At 42.2% G+C, this 12846-nt stretch carries 9 protein-coding genes, 17 tRNA genes, 1 rRNA gene and 4 pseudogenes; 28 read left to right on the top strand and 3 right to left on the bottom strand.

From position 1 onward, the window contains the following. The first annotated feature begins 10 nt into the window (after window positions 1-10). The 18 genes from rrf to FBF73_RS06970 all read left to right on the top strand — a co-directional run bounded on the left by rrf (window position 11) and on the right by FBF73_RS06970 (window position 1635). Window positions 11-126, top strand: a 5S ribosomal RNA gene (gene rrf, locus FBF73_RS07055). Between the two features lie 4 nt (window positions 127-130). After that, window positions 131-203: transfer RNA gene (locus FBF73_RS07050), tRNA-Val, on the top strand. Window positions 204-205: 2 nt separating this feature from the next. Next, window positions 206-278, top strand: a tRNA-Asp gene (locus FBF73_RS07045). A gap of 24 nt (window positions 279-302) precedes the next feature. Next, window positions 303-375: transfer RNA gene (locus tag FBF73_RS07040), tRNA-Lys, on the top strand. 5 nt (window positions 376-380) lie between these two features. Further along, window positions 381-462, top strand: a tRNA-Leu gene (locus tag FBF73_RS07035). 18 nt (window positions 463-480) lie between these two features. Continuing rightward, window positions 481-553: transfer RNA gene (locus FBF73_RS07030), tRNA-Thr, on the top strand. A 22-nt stretch (window positions 554-575) separates the two neighbouring features. Beyond that, window positions 576-647: transfer RNA gene (locus FBF73_RS07025), tRNA-Gly, on the top strand. A gap of 7 nt (window positions 648-654) precedes the next feature. Then, window positions 655-740, top strand: a tRNA-Leu gene (locus tag FBF73_RS07020). Window positions 741-751: 11 nt separating this feature from the next. Continuing rightward, window positions 752-825, top strand: a tRNA-Arg gene (locus FBF73_RS07015). 15 nt (window positions 826-840) lie between these two features. Continuing rightward, a tRNA-Pro gene (locus FBF73_RS07010) sits at window positions 841-914 on the top strand. A 5-nt stretch (window positions 915-919) separates the two neighbouring features. Continuing rightward, window positions 920-993, top strand: a tRNA-Met gene (locus FBF73_RS07005). Between the two features lie 13 nt (window positions 994-1006). Further along, window positions 1007-1080 (top strand) — tRNA-Ile (locus tag FBF73_RS07000). A 12-nt stretch (window positions 1081-1092) separates the two neighbouring features. After that, window positions 1093-1182: transfer RNA gene (locus FBF73_RS06995), tRNA-Ser, on the top strand. Between the two features lie 10 nt (window positions 1183-1192). Then, window positions 1193-1266: transfer RNA gene (locus FBF73_RS06990), tRNA-Met, on the top strand. A gap of 3 nt (window positions 1267-1269) precedes the next feature. Continuing rightward, window positions 1270-1342: transfer RNA gene (locus tag FBF73_RS06985), tRNA-Phe, on the top strand. Window positions 1343-1362: 20 nt separating this feature from the next. Continuing rightward, a tRNA-Gly gene (locus FBF73_RS06980) sits at window positions 1363-1433 on the top strand. Between the two features lie 34 nt (window positions 1434-1467). Then, a tRNA-Ile gene (locus FBF73_RS06975) sits at window positions 1468-1541 on the top strand. A 6-nt stretch (window positions 1542-1547) separates the two neighbouring features. Then, a tRNA-Ser gene (locus FBF73_RS06970) sits at window positions 1548-1635 on the top strand. A gap of 67 nt (window positions 1636-1702) precedes the next feature. Here FBF73_RS06970 and FBF73_RS06965 read toward each other — a convergent pair. Together FBF73_RS06965 and birA are read right to left on the bottom strand one after the other, a co-directional pair. Beyond that, window positions 1703-3047, bottom strand: a pseudogene (locus FBF73_RS06965) (transposase). Window positions 3048-3207: 160 nt separating this feature from the next. Further along, on the bottom strand, window positions 3208-4143 hold the full coding sequence (gene birA, locus FBF73_RS06955) for a bifunctional biotin--[acetyl-CoA-carboxylase] ligase/biotin operon repressor BirA (RefSeq protein WP_136937346.1): 936 nt from the start codon (window positions 4141-4143) through the stop codon (window positions 3208-3210). A gap of 284 nt (window positions 4144-4427) precedes the next feature. On the opposite strand from birA, the gene FBF73_RS06950 reads away from it, so the two are divergent. The 10 genes and pseudogenes from FBF73_RS06950 to pnuC all read left to right on the top strand — a co-directional run. Next, window positions 4428-5621, top strand: coding sequence for an O-antigen ligase family protein (locus tag FBF73_RS06950; protein ID WP_136937345.1), 1194 nt, complete (start codon window positions 4428-4430; stop codon window positions 5619-5621). Window positions 5622-5766: 145 nt separating this feature from the next. Beyond that, window positions 5767-6210, top strand: coding sequence for a MarR family winged helix-turn-helix transcriptional regulator (locus FBF73_RS06945; protein ID WP_136937344.1), 444 nt, complete (start codon window positions 5767-5769; stop codon window positions 6208-6210). Window positions 6211-6254: 44 nt separating this feature from the next. After that, a pseudogene (locus FBF73_RS06940) lies at window positions 6255-6434 on the top strand (polyketide cyclase); the annotation flags it as partial. 14 nt (window positions 6435-6448) lie between these two features. Continuing rightward, complete coding sequence (locus FBF73_RS06935; RefSeq protein WP_000575238.1) at window positions 6449-7177, top strand: ABC transporter ATP-binding protein; 729 nt, start codon at window positions 6449-6451, stop codon at window positions 7175-7177. Beyond that, on the top strand, window positions 7170-8690 hold the full coding sequence (locus tag FBF73_RS06930) for an ABC transporter permease/substrate-binding protein (RefSeq protein ID WP_136937342.1): 1521 nt from the start codon (window positions 7170-7172) through the stop codon (window positions 8688-8690). The genes FBF73_RS06935 and FBF73_RS06930 overlap by 8 nt, the downstream gene beginning before the upstream one ends. A 53-nt stretch (window positions 8691-8743) precedes the next feature. Then, window positions 8744-9181 (top strand): annotated as a pseudogene (locus FBF73_RS06925) (ECF transporter S component); the annotation flags it as partial. Next, entirely contained in the window at window positions 9181-9972 is a 792-nt protein-coding gene (locus tag FBF73_RS06920) for an energy-coupling factor transporter transmembrane component T (protein WP_000130448.1), read from the top strand. The pseudogene FBF73_RS06925 and the gene FBF73_RS06920, both read left to right, overlap by 1 nt. After that, window positions 9948-10784, top strand: coding sequence for an ABC transporter ATP-binding protein (locus tag FBF73_RS06915; protein WP_136937341.1), 837 nt, complete (start codon window positions 9948-9950; stop codon window positions 10782-10784). The genes FBF73_RS06920 and FBF73_RS06915 overlap by 25 nt, the downstream gene beginning before the upstream one ends. Then, window positions 10771-11571 carry an energy-coupling factor ABC transporter ATP-binding protein gene (locus FBF73_RS06910; RefSeq protein WP_136937340.1) on the top strand — a complete coding sequence of 267 codons (801 nt, stop codon included), beginning with the start codon at window positions 10771-10773 and terminating at the stop codon, window positions 11569-11571. The genes FBF73_RS06915 and FBF73_RS06910 overlap by 14 nt, the downstream gene beginning before the upstream one ends. Window positions 11572-11891: 320 nt before the next feature. Further along, a pseudogene (gene pnuC / locus FBF73_RS06900) lies at window positions 11892-12095 on the top strand (nicotinamide riboside transporter PnuC); the annotation flags it as partial. A 166-nt stretch (window positions 12096-12261) separates the two neighbouring features. On the opposite strand, the gene FBF73_RS06895 reads toward pnuC, so the two are convergent. Beyond that, window positions 12262-12798 (bottom strand): TetR/AcrR family transcriptional regulator, encoded by a 537-nt coding sequence (locus tag FBF73_RS06895; RefSeq protein WP_033681430.1) that lies wholly within the window; start codon window positions 12796-12798, stop codon window positions 12262-12264. Between the last annotated feature and the right edge of the window lie 48 nt (window positions 12799-12846).

Here is a 12846-nt window from a genome sequence, read left to right as displayed (position 1 = left end):
TTACTCAGAGTTAAGTGACGATAGCCTAGGAGATACACCTGTACCCATGCCGAACACAGAAGTTAAGCCCTAGAACGCCGGAAGTAGTTGGGGGTTGCCCCCTGTGAGATATGGAAGTCGCTTAGCTCTAGGGAGTTTAGCTCAGCTGGGAGAGCATCTGCCTTACAAGCAGAGGGTCAGCGGTTCGATCCCGTTAACTCCCATAGGTCCCGTAGTGTAGCGGTTATCACGTCGCCCTGTCACGGCGAAGATCGCGGGTTCGATTCCCGTCGGGACCGTTTAAGATAACGGAAGTTATTTTAGACTCGTTAGCTCAGTTGGTAGAGCAATTGACTTTTAATCAATGGGTCACTGGTTCGAGCCCAGTACGGGTCATATATGCGGGTTTGGCGGAATTGGCAGACGCACCAGATTTAGGATCTGGCGCTTAACGGCGTGGGGGTTCAAGTCCCTTAACCCGCATTAAGAAATAATAAATGAGCCGGCTTAGCTCAGTTGGTAGAGCATCTGATTTGTAATCAGAGGGTCGCGTGTTCAAGTCATGTAGCCGGCATTTTTAGATAGAAGAAAACAGTGCGAACGTAGTTCAGTGGTAGAACACCACCTTGCCAAGGTGGGGGTCGCGGGTTCGAATCCCGTCGTTCGCTTAGAGAGGCCGGGGTGGCGGAACTGGCAGACGCACAGGACTTAAAATCCTGCGATTGGTAACGATCGTACCGGTTCGATTCCGGTCCTCGGCATAAACTAATGAGCACCCTTAGCTCAACTGGATAGAGTACCTGACTACGAATCAGGCGGTTAGAGGTTCGACTCCTCTAGGGTGCATTTTTCTTTTTAACTCGGGAAGTAGCTCAGCTTGGTAGAGTACTTGGTTTGGGACCAAGGTGTCGCAGGTTCGAATCCTGTCTTCCCGATTCATGGCGGTGTAGCTCAGCTGGCTAGAGCGTCCGGTTCATACCCGGGAGGTCGGGGGTTCGATCCCCTTCGCCGCTATAATGATCTTGTTGGACCTTTAGCTCAGCTGGTTAGAGCTCTCGGCTCATAACCGAGTGGTCGTAGGTTCAAGTCCTACAAGGTCCATTTAAATAATATGGAGGATTACCCAAGTCCGGCTGAAGGGAACGGTCTTGAAAACCGTCAGGCGTGTAAAAGCGTGCGTGGGTTCGAATCCCACATCCTCCTTTTGTATTAACGCGGGATGGAGCAGCTCGGTAGCTCGTCGGGCTCATAACCCGAAGGTCGTAGGTTCAAATCCTGCTCCCGCAATAAGGCTCGGTAGCTCAGTTGGTAGAGCAATGGATTGAAGCTCCATGTGTCGGCGGTTCGATTCCGTCTCGCGCCATTTTTATTTATAGTATTTATGCGGGTGTAGTTTAGTGGTAAAACTACAGCCTTCCAAGCTGTTGTCGCGAGTTCGATTCTCGTCACCCGCTTTGAACTTTGTTCAAATTACCAAGTTTTTAACTTGGGCGCGTAGCTCAGGTGGTTAGAGCGCACGCCTGATAAGCGTGAGGTCGGTGGTTCGAGTCCACTCGTGCCCATTAATAGGAGAATTACTCAAGAGGCTGAAGAGGACGGTTTGCTAAATCGTTAGGTCGGGTAACTGGCGCAAGGGTTCGAATCCCTTATTCTCCGTTTAAATGAGAGTTTATAACTCTCTTTTTTCTTGCTTCTTTGTCAACTGTAGTGGGTTGAAGAAAAGCTAAGATTGAGAAAGGACAAATTTCGTCCTTTCTTTTTTGATGTTTAGAGCGATAAAAATCCGTTTTTTGAACTTTTCAAAGTTCCGAAAACCAAAGGCATTGCGTTTGATAAGATTATTCGTTGCTTCCAATTTGGCGTTAGAATAGGGTAATTGAAGAGCGTTGACAATCTTCTCTTTATCCTTGAGATAAAGTTTTAAAGATAGTCTGAAAAAGAGGATAAACCTGTTTTAGATTGTCCTCAATGAGTCCGAAAAATTTCTCCTGCTCCTTACTTTGGAAGTGAAAAAGCAAGAGTTGAGAGAGATGGTAGTGGTGTTTCAAGTCTTCTGAATAGCTCAAAAGCTTGTCAAGAATCTCTTTATTGGTTAAGTGCATACGAAAAGTAGGGCGATAAAAACGTTTATCACTCAATTTACGACTATCCTGTTGGATGAGCTTCCAGTAACGCTTAATAGCCTTATATTCATGGGATTTTCGTTCAAATTGATTCATAATTTGGACACGTACACGAATCATAGCACGGCTTAAGTGTTGGAGTAAAACAGTCCAGTGGACTGTTTTAGACTAAGTTTAGAAATATAATAACGAAGGGTGAAAGTGATCTAGGACTATTTTAATATTCGGGAGTGAAATAGTCTGGGAGACTGTTTCAGCCTGAACCTAGAAATTCGAAAGTGAATCTGTTTAGCCAAGTCATAGTAGGGACTAAACATATCCATAGTAATGATTTTCACCTGACAACGAACGGCTCTATCGAAGAAAATGATTTCGGATGACAGTTTGTGTTCTACCTTCAAGAACAGCGATGATAGTGAGCTTTTCAAAATCTTGCGCAATGAAGCTCATCTTTCCCTTAGTAAAAGTGTACTCATCCCAAGACATAATCTCAGGAAGGCTAGAAAAATCATGCTTAAAACGGAAGTCATTGAGTTTGCGAATGACAGTTGAAGTTGAAATGGACAGCTGATGGGCAATATCGGTCATAGAAGTCTTTTCAATCAGATTTTGAGCAATCTTTTGATTGACGATACGAGTGATTTGGTGATTCTTCTTGTCGAGGGCGGTCTCGGAGACCGCTATTTTCAAGCACTGATAGCACTTAAAACGGCGTTTTTTAAGGAGAATTCTAGTAGGCATACCAGTTGTTTCAAGGTAAGGAATCTTAGACGGTTTTTGAAAGTCATATTTCTTCATTTGGCTTCTGCAATCAGGACAAGGTGGAGCCTCATAATCCAGTTTAGCGATGATTTCCTTGTGTGTATCCTTATTGATGATATCTATAATTTGGATATTTGAGTCTTTGATATCGAGTAGTTTTGTGATAAAATGTAATTGTTCTATATTATTTTTTCTAATAATGGTTTGGTTGCTTTTCATTATAGATCTTATGGGACTTTTTTCTACAATAAAATAGGCTCCATAATATTCATAGGAGATTTACCCACTACAAATGTTATAGAGACTTTTTATATAGTTTATTTTTTATTGTATAACTTCGCTATTACTTCCAAGTTTTTAGTGAAATTTCTCCGCTATTTAGCCAAATTTCTTTTCCGTTATCACATTGAACTAAAAGTTTACCACTTTCAGAGATGTCCTTAGCAAGTCCCTTGTAGTCTTTTTGATCTAGTGTAAAAGTAACTTCTTTTCCTAGGACGAATGACTGTTTTTTATATAGGTATAATAGCTCTTCTGCTGGTGTTTCGAAGAAAGCACGCCATATCTCTATAATTAATTCATTTCTGGTTATAGGTGCTGGTGCTTTAAATAGACTAGCAGCTTTTTCTTTTAATTCCTGGGGGAAGTCTTTAATAGTAAAGTTGATTCCTACTCCAATAATGATATCTGTGACTAGGCCTGTTTCTACAGACGTCATTGCCTCAGTAAGGATTCCTCCAATTTTATGATTGTTTAGGTAGATATCATTGACCCATTTTATGTCGACATCTATTAAAGTTAGGTTCTTAATGGCTTTGTAGACAGATCCAGCTACAAGTAGTGTGTAGGATGGTAATTTGTCATAGGCGAGATTTGGTTTAAGATGGAGTGTCATATAAATACCACCTTGTGGTGAGTAGAAGGAACGTTGAAAACGGCCTCGCCCTGCTGTTTGATAGGAAGCTAGATAGAGGGTGTTTGCTTCATTTCCTAAATCAATTGCTTCTTTTGCATCCAGTTGTGTTGATTTTGTTTCGGGTTTAAAACTGACTTTAATTGGAAGATTTTCTTCTAGAATCTCTGGAAGAATAAGGTCACCATTCATCAGTTTATATCCTTTGTTTTTGATGCTATCAATTTCAATGCCTTCTTGTTCTAGTCTTTTAATTGCTTTCCAAATTGATGTTCGGCTTAGGGATAGTTCTTCTGCAATTTTTTCTCCGCTGATATAGTCGGTTTCTTTAGATAGGATTTGGTAGACAGCTTGGTAGGATTTCATAGTGTTGCCTTTCTTTAAGAATAGTATATGATTTGAATCTAGTTTGGATAGTTGCGCCTAATCTATATTTTATTACTACTATTTTAACATATGCCTACTATTTACGGCATGATTTTCTTAGAGAAAATGCAATCATTAAGATTGAGTTTTGAAATCTCAGTATTTTTGCTCGCTTTTTTACCTAGGGAAACGTTTCCTTTGTTTTCAAATCGCTAAAAAAGTGGTACAATATAGGGTAGCTTACTATTATCTGAATCAGTTGATTTGGAGAGAAAGGATTCATTTTGAAATCAATAGGCTTTATTGAAAAGCTGAAAGGGTTGTCTAGTAAAGAGCTGATTTTATTGGGAATTATCCTGAGTATCTTTTTACCCTTTTATCTTTTTGTAGTTGTATTCTGTTTATATATTATTAGTTTGATTTTTACAGGAGACATGAAAAGTATTCTTCAGAAAATGGGGGAGCATCCGATGCTGCTTCTTTTTCTTGGCTATAGTACTGTTATATCCGTTTTTGCACAAAATTGGATGGGAGTTGTGGCTTCAGTAGGAATTTTTCTATTTACTGTTTTCTTTTTGCATTATCAGTCGATTTTATCACATAAATTCTTTCGATTGATTTTGCAGCTCGTCTTGTTTGGTAGCGTCTTGTCAGCTGCTTTTGCGAGTTTAGAGCATTTCCAAATTGTGAAGAAATTCAACTATGCTTTTCTTTCACCCAATATGCAGGTGTGGCATCAGAATCGTGCAGAAGTGACCTTCTTTAATCCTAATTATTATGGTATTATTTGTTGTTTCTGTATCATGATTGCTTTCTATCTGTTTACAACGACCAAGTTGAATTGGTTGAAAGTATTCTGTGTGTTTGCAGGCTTTGTGAATCTCTTTGGTTTGAACTTTACGCAAAATCGAACTGCCTTTCCTGCTATTATCGCTGGAGCCATTATTTATCTCTTTACGACCATTAAAAACTGGAAGGCCTTTTGGCTTAGTATAGGGGTCTTTGCGATTGGCTTGAGTTTCCTCTTTTCCAGTGATTTAGGAGTTCGGATGGGGACTTTAGACTCTTCTATGGAAGAACGCATTTCTATCTGGGATGCTGGGATGGCCTTATTTAAGCAAAATCCTTTCTGGGGTGAAGGGCCATTGACTTATATGCACTCTTATCCTAGAATAAATGCTCCTTATCATGAACATGCTCATAGTCTTTATATTGATACGATTCTTAGTTACGGAGTTGTGGGGACTATTTTATTAGTTTTGTCTTCTGTTGCTCCTGTTCGCTTGATGATGGATATGAGTCAGGAGTCGGGGAAACGCCCGATTATCGGTCTTTATCTGTCTTTCCTTACAGTGGTTGCTGTACACGGAATCTTTGACTTAGCCCTCTTCTGGATTCAGTCAGGTTTTATTTTCTTGCTAGTTATGTGCAGTCTACCATTGGAACATCGAACGTTGGTATCGGACATGACGGATTAAGTTTTATAAGATTGAAATCTCCTACCTTGGGTAGGAGGTTTTTTTACTGGGGAAAATTATTTCTAAATCGAAATAGTTGACAGTTGGAATAATGAGTGTTACAATTATTTCATTCGTTTCGATATAGAAATAAATTGGAGGTGTTATGAAAGATAGTCATTTGCTAGCCCATCATATTCGTTTGTTGAATGGGCGAATTTTTCAGAAGTTACTGAGCCAAGATCCTGAAGCTCTTTATCGGAGTGAACAGGGAAAGATTTTAGCGGTTTTATGGAATAGTGAAACTGGCTGCGCAACCGCGACAGATATTGTTTTGGCGACTGGACTTGCTAATAATACTCTGACGACGATGATAAAAAAGCTTGAGGAACAAAATCTTGTAACCGTTAGTCCATGTGGAGAAGATAAGCGTAAGAAGTATTTAGTTTTAACAGAGTTGGGGGAGTCTCAGAAAGAAGTGGGGCATCGTGTCAGTCAGAAATTGGATACTATCTTTTACAAAGGATTTTCAGAGGAAGAAATTCGTCAGTTTGAAGCCTTTCAAGAAAGAATTTTGGCTAATCTGAAAGAGAAGGAAAATGAGGTTTAAAATGGAGCAAATTAGCTGTTTATAAGTAAAGGCCACTTTTGATTGTTTTCCAACTCTTAGGACAAGGAAACTAAGTGGTTAGCTATGGTCGGACTCAGATTGGTGGAGTTGCTTATGCCCAGTACGATATCTTCCGTCTAGAAAACGGGAAAATTGTGGAGCATTGGAATAATAAAGAAGTTATGCCTAGGGTAGAAGAATTGACCAATCGAGGCAAGTTTTAAATTGAGGATACAGAATGATTGAATACAAAAATGTAGCTTTACGTTACACAGAAAAAGATGTCTTGAGAGATGTTAATTTACGGATTGAGAATGGCGAGTTTATGGTTTTAGTTGGGCCATCTGGCTCAGGTAAGACGACCATGATCAAGATGGTCAACCGCCTCTTGGAACCAACTGATGGAAATATTTATATGGATGGCAAGCGCATCAAAGATTATGATGAGCGTGAACTTCGTCTTTCTACTGGTTATGTTTTACAGGCCATTGCTCTATTTCCTAATCTAACGGTCGCGGAAAATATTGCCCTGATTCCTGAAATGAAGGGATGGACTAAGGAAGAAATTGCTCAGAAAACAGAAGAGCTTTTGGCTAAGGTTGGCTTGCCAGTAGCTGAGTATGGGCATCGTTTGCCTAGTGAATTATCTGGTGGAGAACAGCAACGGGTTGGAATTGTTCGTGCTATGATTGGTCAGCCTAAGATTCTCCTCATGGATGAGCCTTTTTCAGCCTTGGATGCTATTTCGAGAAAACAGTTGCAGGTTCTGACTAAAGAATTGCATAAAGAGTTTGGGATGACAACTATTTTTGTAACCCATGATACGGATGAGGCCTTGAAGTTGGCGGATCGTATTGCTGTTTTGCAGGATGGAGAAATTCGCCAGGTAGCGAATCCCGAGACCATTTTAAAAGCTCCTGCCACAGAATTTGTAGCAGACTTGTTTGGAGGTAGTGTTCATGACTAATTTAATTGCAACTTTTCAGGATCGTTTTAGTGATTGGTTGACAGCTCTATCTCAACATTTGCAGTTGTCGCTTTTGACCCTGTTACTAGCTATTTTTATTGCAGTCCCCTTAGCGGTATTTCTTCGTTATCATGAAAAGATGGCGGACTGGGTTTTGCAGATTGCAGGGATTTTCCAGACTATCCCGTCACTGGCCTTGTTAGGGCTCTTTATCCCCTTGATGGGAATTGGAACCTTGCCGGCTTTGACAGCTCTAGTGATTTATGCGATCTTTCCGATTTTACAAAATACCATCACTGGGCTGAAAGGAATTGATCCGAGTCTGCAAGAGGCTGGGATTGCCTTTGGGATGACTAGGTGGGAGCGACTCAAGAAGTTTGAAATTCCACTTGCTATGCCTGTTATCATGTCTGGGATTCGGACGGCAGCGGTTTTGATTATCGGTACAGCAACCTTGGCTGCCTTGATTGGTGCAGGGGGGCTGGGTTCCTTTATCCTTTTGGGAATTGACCGTAATAATGCCAGTCTGATTTTGATTGGGGCCCTTTCTTCTGCAGTGCTTGCCATTGCCTTTAACCTCCTACTAAAAGTGATGGAAAAAGCAAAATTGCGGACGATTTTTTCTGGTTTTGCCTTGGTGACCATATTGCTTGGTTTGTCTTATAGTCCAGCTCTTTTGGCTCAAAAAGAGAAAGAAAACTTGGTTATTGCTGGGAAATTGGGTCCAGAACCAGAAATTTTGGCCAATATGTATAAGTTGCTAATTGAAGAAAATACCAGTATGACTGCGACTGTTAAACCGAATTTTGGTAAGACAAGTTTCCTCTACGAAGCTCTGAAAAAAGGCGATATTGACATCTATCCTGAATTTACTGGTACGGTGACTGAAAGTCTGCTTCAACCATCACCGAAAGTGGGTCATGAGCCAGAGCAGGTTTATCAGGTGGCGCGTGATGGCATTGCCAAACAGGATCATCTAGCCTATCTCAAACCCATGTCTTATCAAAATACCTACGCTGTAGCTGTTCCGAAAAAAATTGCTCAAGAATATGGCTTGAAGACCATTTCGGACTTGAAAAAAGTGGAAGGGCAGCTGAAGGCAGGTTTTACACTCGAATTTAATGACCGTGAAGATGGCAATAAGGGCTTGCAATCAATGTACGGTCTCAATCTCAATGTGGCGACCATGGAGCCAGCTCTTCGCTATCAGGCAATTCAGTCAGGTGATATTCAAATCACGGACGCCTATTCAACCGATGCGGAATTGGCACGTTATGATTTACAGGTATTGGAAGATGACAAACAACTCTTCCCACCTTATCAAGGGGCTCCACTAATGAAAGAATCTCTTCTCAAGAAACATCCAGAATTGGAAACTGTTCTTAATAAATTGGCTGGTAAGATTACAGAAAGCCAGATGAGCCAGCTCAACTACCAAGTCGGTGTTGAAGGCAAGTCAGCAGAACAAGTAGCCAAGGAGTTTCTACAAGAACAAGGTTTGTTGAAGAAATAGTTTGAAAATGTCAAACTCAACTTTGTTAAACGACCATATAGAAAACTGCTCAGACAATGTTGGCTGGGCCGGTTGCCGGTGCCATTAGTGGTTTCATCAACAACGTGATCTATGGGCTGACCTTATCGCCAATTTCAACCGTGTATGCGATTACCAGCATCGGAATTGGGATTGCTGTCGGAGTTTTGCACGCCAATGGGTGGTTCTCGTCAGCGCGACGAGTATTTGTTTCTGCTATTATTATTGCCATCGTTTCAGCTGTCATTTCAACGCCACTCAACGTCATCTTTTGGGGTGGTCAGACCGGTATCGCTTGGGGTGACTCATTGTTTGCGGTAATGGTCGCCAATCATGTACCAGTGTGGCTGGCCTCATTTACCGATGAGTTTGTCTTGGATATTTTGGATAAAGTCTGCGTGGCCTACCTGGCATTCTTCATCTATCGTCAGCTGCCAAAGCGGATGGTGCACTTCTTTAGCGATGATAAATGATGACTGATAAAACATTGATTTCTGGAGCGCCACGGGTCAAGCTCAAGTGGTACCAGGTGATCGATCCGATTACTAAGCTCTTGTTCATCTTGGACATGACGTTGTTGAGCTTTGCCAGTATGAATTTATTGCTTCAGGCCGGATTAATTCTTGTCGCAACACTGCTATTGTTATTTTCCAAATTGAGTTCTACCACCTTTAAGGCGCTGGGATTCAGCCTGTTTCTGATTTGCACCATGCTGATCATCCAAGGGTTATTTTACAGTCGGAATCAAACTGTGCTGTTTTCTGTGCTTGGGGTGTCGTTCTACAAAGAAGGCCTGATTTACGCCACCACTCTGGGTTGTCGAGTATTGGTGATTATTTTGACCAGTGGCTTTTTTATGGTGACCACGAGTATTTCAGAAAACGCGGCCTATTTGGAACTGTCCGGATTGTCTTATAAAACCGTCTACGTTCTGATGTCGGTGTGTTATATTTTGCCGGAAATGATGCGCAATATGCGGAAAATCCAGCAGGCACAAAAAGTTCGCGGAACCAATCCGCAAAAAACGTTGATTCAGAAATTAAAGTCAGTCCTGCCGGTTCTAATTCCATTGGTGATTAAGACCTTGGATCAATCGATGACGCGGTCGATTTCTCTCCAACTGAGAGGTTTTGATAATCTCAACCGGACGGTCAGAACCTCCCAGCGCGTGTATCGCCTATCGCGGACGCTGCACATTGGTCTGACTGGATTGGCAATTTTATTGATTGGGTGGAAGATATGGACGAAGATAAACGGATTGTAATTGAAAATTTGACCACCCGTTATCCAGGTACTGAGCAACCACAACTGCGTCAGATTAACGCGGAGGTTCATACTGGCCAGGTGGTTGGGATTATCGGGAATAGCCACTCCGGCAAATCGACTTTGTGCCGTGTGCTGGCAGGGGTCATTCCCAAAATTGTGTCTGCTGAGATTGAGGGCGATTGGCACATGTTTGGCCAGCGAGTGTCCGATAATTGGCCCGTTTATAATGCCATGAATGGAGTTGTACTGCAAAATCCAACTGGCCAACTAAGCGGGTTGGCAGACACGGTTGCCGATGAAATCGCCTTTGACTTGATTAATCAGGGAATGGCTGAAGGACTGATTCAAAAACGGGTTGAAGAAGTTGCCACGCAAATGGGGTTGATTGAACAGCTGAATTTGCGTCCCGAGAGCCTTTCCGGTGGTCAGATCCAGCGGTTGGCAATTGCCACGGCGATTGTGGCTAATCCGGCTGTTTTGATTATGGATGATCCGACCAGTGAGATGGATCCCCTTGGTCGCCGGCAATTTTTCCAATGGCTGGCCCAAGTCAAAGAGACGACTGTCTTCATTGTCACCAGTGAAATTGACGATTTATGCGAAGTCGCCGACCTTGTGTGGGTGCTGCACGAGGGTCAAATGGTAGCCCAGGGCAGGCCGGGTGAGGTGTTTAATCATTTGGCAGCTGACTGGCAGATTCCAGCCCCGACAATCCAGCAACTTGCTCAAAAAATGGACTGGCACTTGGCTGATGGCCGGTATCCGGTGAATTACGCTGATCTGAAGGAGGTTCGTTATGCCCACAATTGAACTGAGCCACCTGACGTTCACTTATCCGGAACGGTCCTTTAGCTTGGATGTTGAAGACAAACACTTCGCCGATCCGATGGTGGCGATTGTCGGCCAAAATGGTGCCGGCAAATCAACGCTCTTCAAATTGTTGACGGGCTTGCTGACACCACAAACCGGTGTGATTAAGATCGATGGAGAAAATTTTAATGATCTTAAACCAGTCGAAAAGTTACTGAAGGTTGGGATTACTTTTCAGAATCCTGACGATCAGCTTTTCAACCCGACCGTTCAACGAGAGGTGGAGTGGAATGTCGCGCAGGTCATGGATGACCGCGACACGATTACGAGGCGGGCTTTAGCGGCTCTAAAAAGAGTTGGCTTGGATGATAAAACAGCTGAAAGTCCATATGACCTGTCATTGTCGGAACGCAAGCTGTTGAGTGTTGCCACTGTTTTGGCAGTGGATCCGGAGATTTATTTATTTGATGAGCCGATGATGTCGCTTGATTGGGAAAGCCGGAGCAAGTTGACCGCAATTTTCCATCAGTTGGCTGATTCGGGCCACCAAGTTGTGACCATCACCCATGACATGGATTGGGTCGCCGCCGAGTTTGAGTCGGTGTATGTTATGGAACACGGGAAGTTTGGCTTCGCCGGCAGTCCACGGGAATTGTTCAGCAATCACGAACTTGTCCAGCGAGTGGGATTACTACCACCGCGGATTATGGACATAGCGGAGTCGCTGGGTGATTCACAGACATATTTATCGGTTAATGATTATTGCCAGAAAAATCGAGATGTATAGAAAAAGTCACCTCTGCGAGTTTTCCAGATTGAAGGATTAACTTCAGCTTCTGGCAAGAACTCACATGGGTGACTTTTGTGTTTAATAACGTTTCATGATCATCGGGTGCTTCCTCAGATCACTCGGTTTGATTTTACTTTGTTTCATGGTCATAATCATATACCATTTCTTTTGGATTTTTTGTTTGACTAATACAAAATAGGTCTTCATAGGTCTTCGCATTTTTAGCGCCCATTAGGATCATCAGTATAATTTTCTGAATTAGGAGACTGTCCCATCACTATTCGAACTTCGTCTCCCAACTTACGCTGTTCCCATTCAATGGTGTAGGGCAAATCCTCATGACAGCTGTTTACCGTGAACAGTGGATATTCTGGGCTGCTACTAATGTCTTTTCAATCTATCTCTGGTAGGGAGAAAGCCTGCAAATCCAAGGGAAATACTTGATTTATCTCATTAACAGTCTAGTTGGTTGGTACCAGTGGAGCAAGGCTGCTAAGCAGAATACTGATTTACCTAACTAGGGAAAGATGTTTAAAAGTACTATTTTAAGTCTTGGGATAAAACAGATAGAGTTGATAATAAAGGATTTTATATTATGAAAAAGAGGATCGGCGGGTCCTCTTTTGTTGTTGAAAAGGTAAAAAACTCAGTAACCAAGAAATAAGGCAACTGAGCTCTATTTGCTATTCAATTTTTAGGAATGAGAAGGTCTAGATAAAATTGGCCAACTTCCTGGTCTGTAAAGTCTTGTCCTTTTTTGAGCCACCAGGTCAATGTCTCGACAAAGTTGGACACGACTAAGTGTTGGAGGTAAGAAGTAGGTAGATTAGGGTGAGCTTCTTTTAAATCATTAGTCATCAGGGAATAGACATGGTGTTCTAGCTCTTTATGGAGTTGACGGAGGAAGTAGTCATTTTTTGAAAATAGTAGACTGGTGATATGGTCTTGGTTTTTTTGAAAGTGAAGAAAGAGATGGGCGAGGTAATCCTCGGTTGAAATGGACTCCTCTCTTTCAAAGAGGTGATGGAAGAGGTCGCGACAAAGTTCGTCCAGAAGTAGTTCCTTACTCTCATAGTGACAGTAAAAGGTGGATCGTCCCACATCTGCGAGATCAATGATATCCTGAACCGTAGTAGACTCGTAGCTCTTATCGTTCAAAAGTTGTAGAAAAGCTTGATAGATGGCTTTTTTTGTTTTACTGATACGGCGGTCAATGTTAGTCATATGGACACTTGAGGCAAATTGTTCAGAACTGAATAAAGCTGACGTTTT

The organism is Streptococcus mitis (assembly GCF_005144795.1).
Classification (GTDB): Bacteria; Bacillota; Bacilli; order Lactobacillales; family Streptococcaceae; genus Streptococcus; species Streptococcus mitis_BB.
The sequence above is the reverse complement of the archived record's forward strand: the minus strand, read 5'-3'. Positions and strand labels throughout refer to the sequence as shown.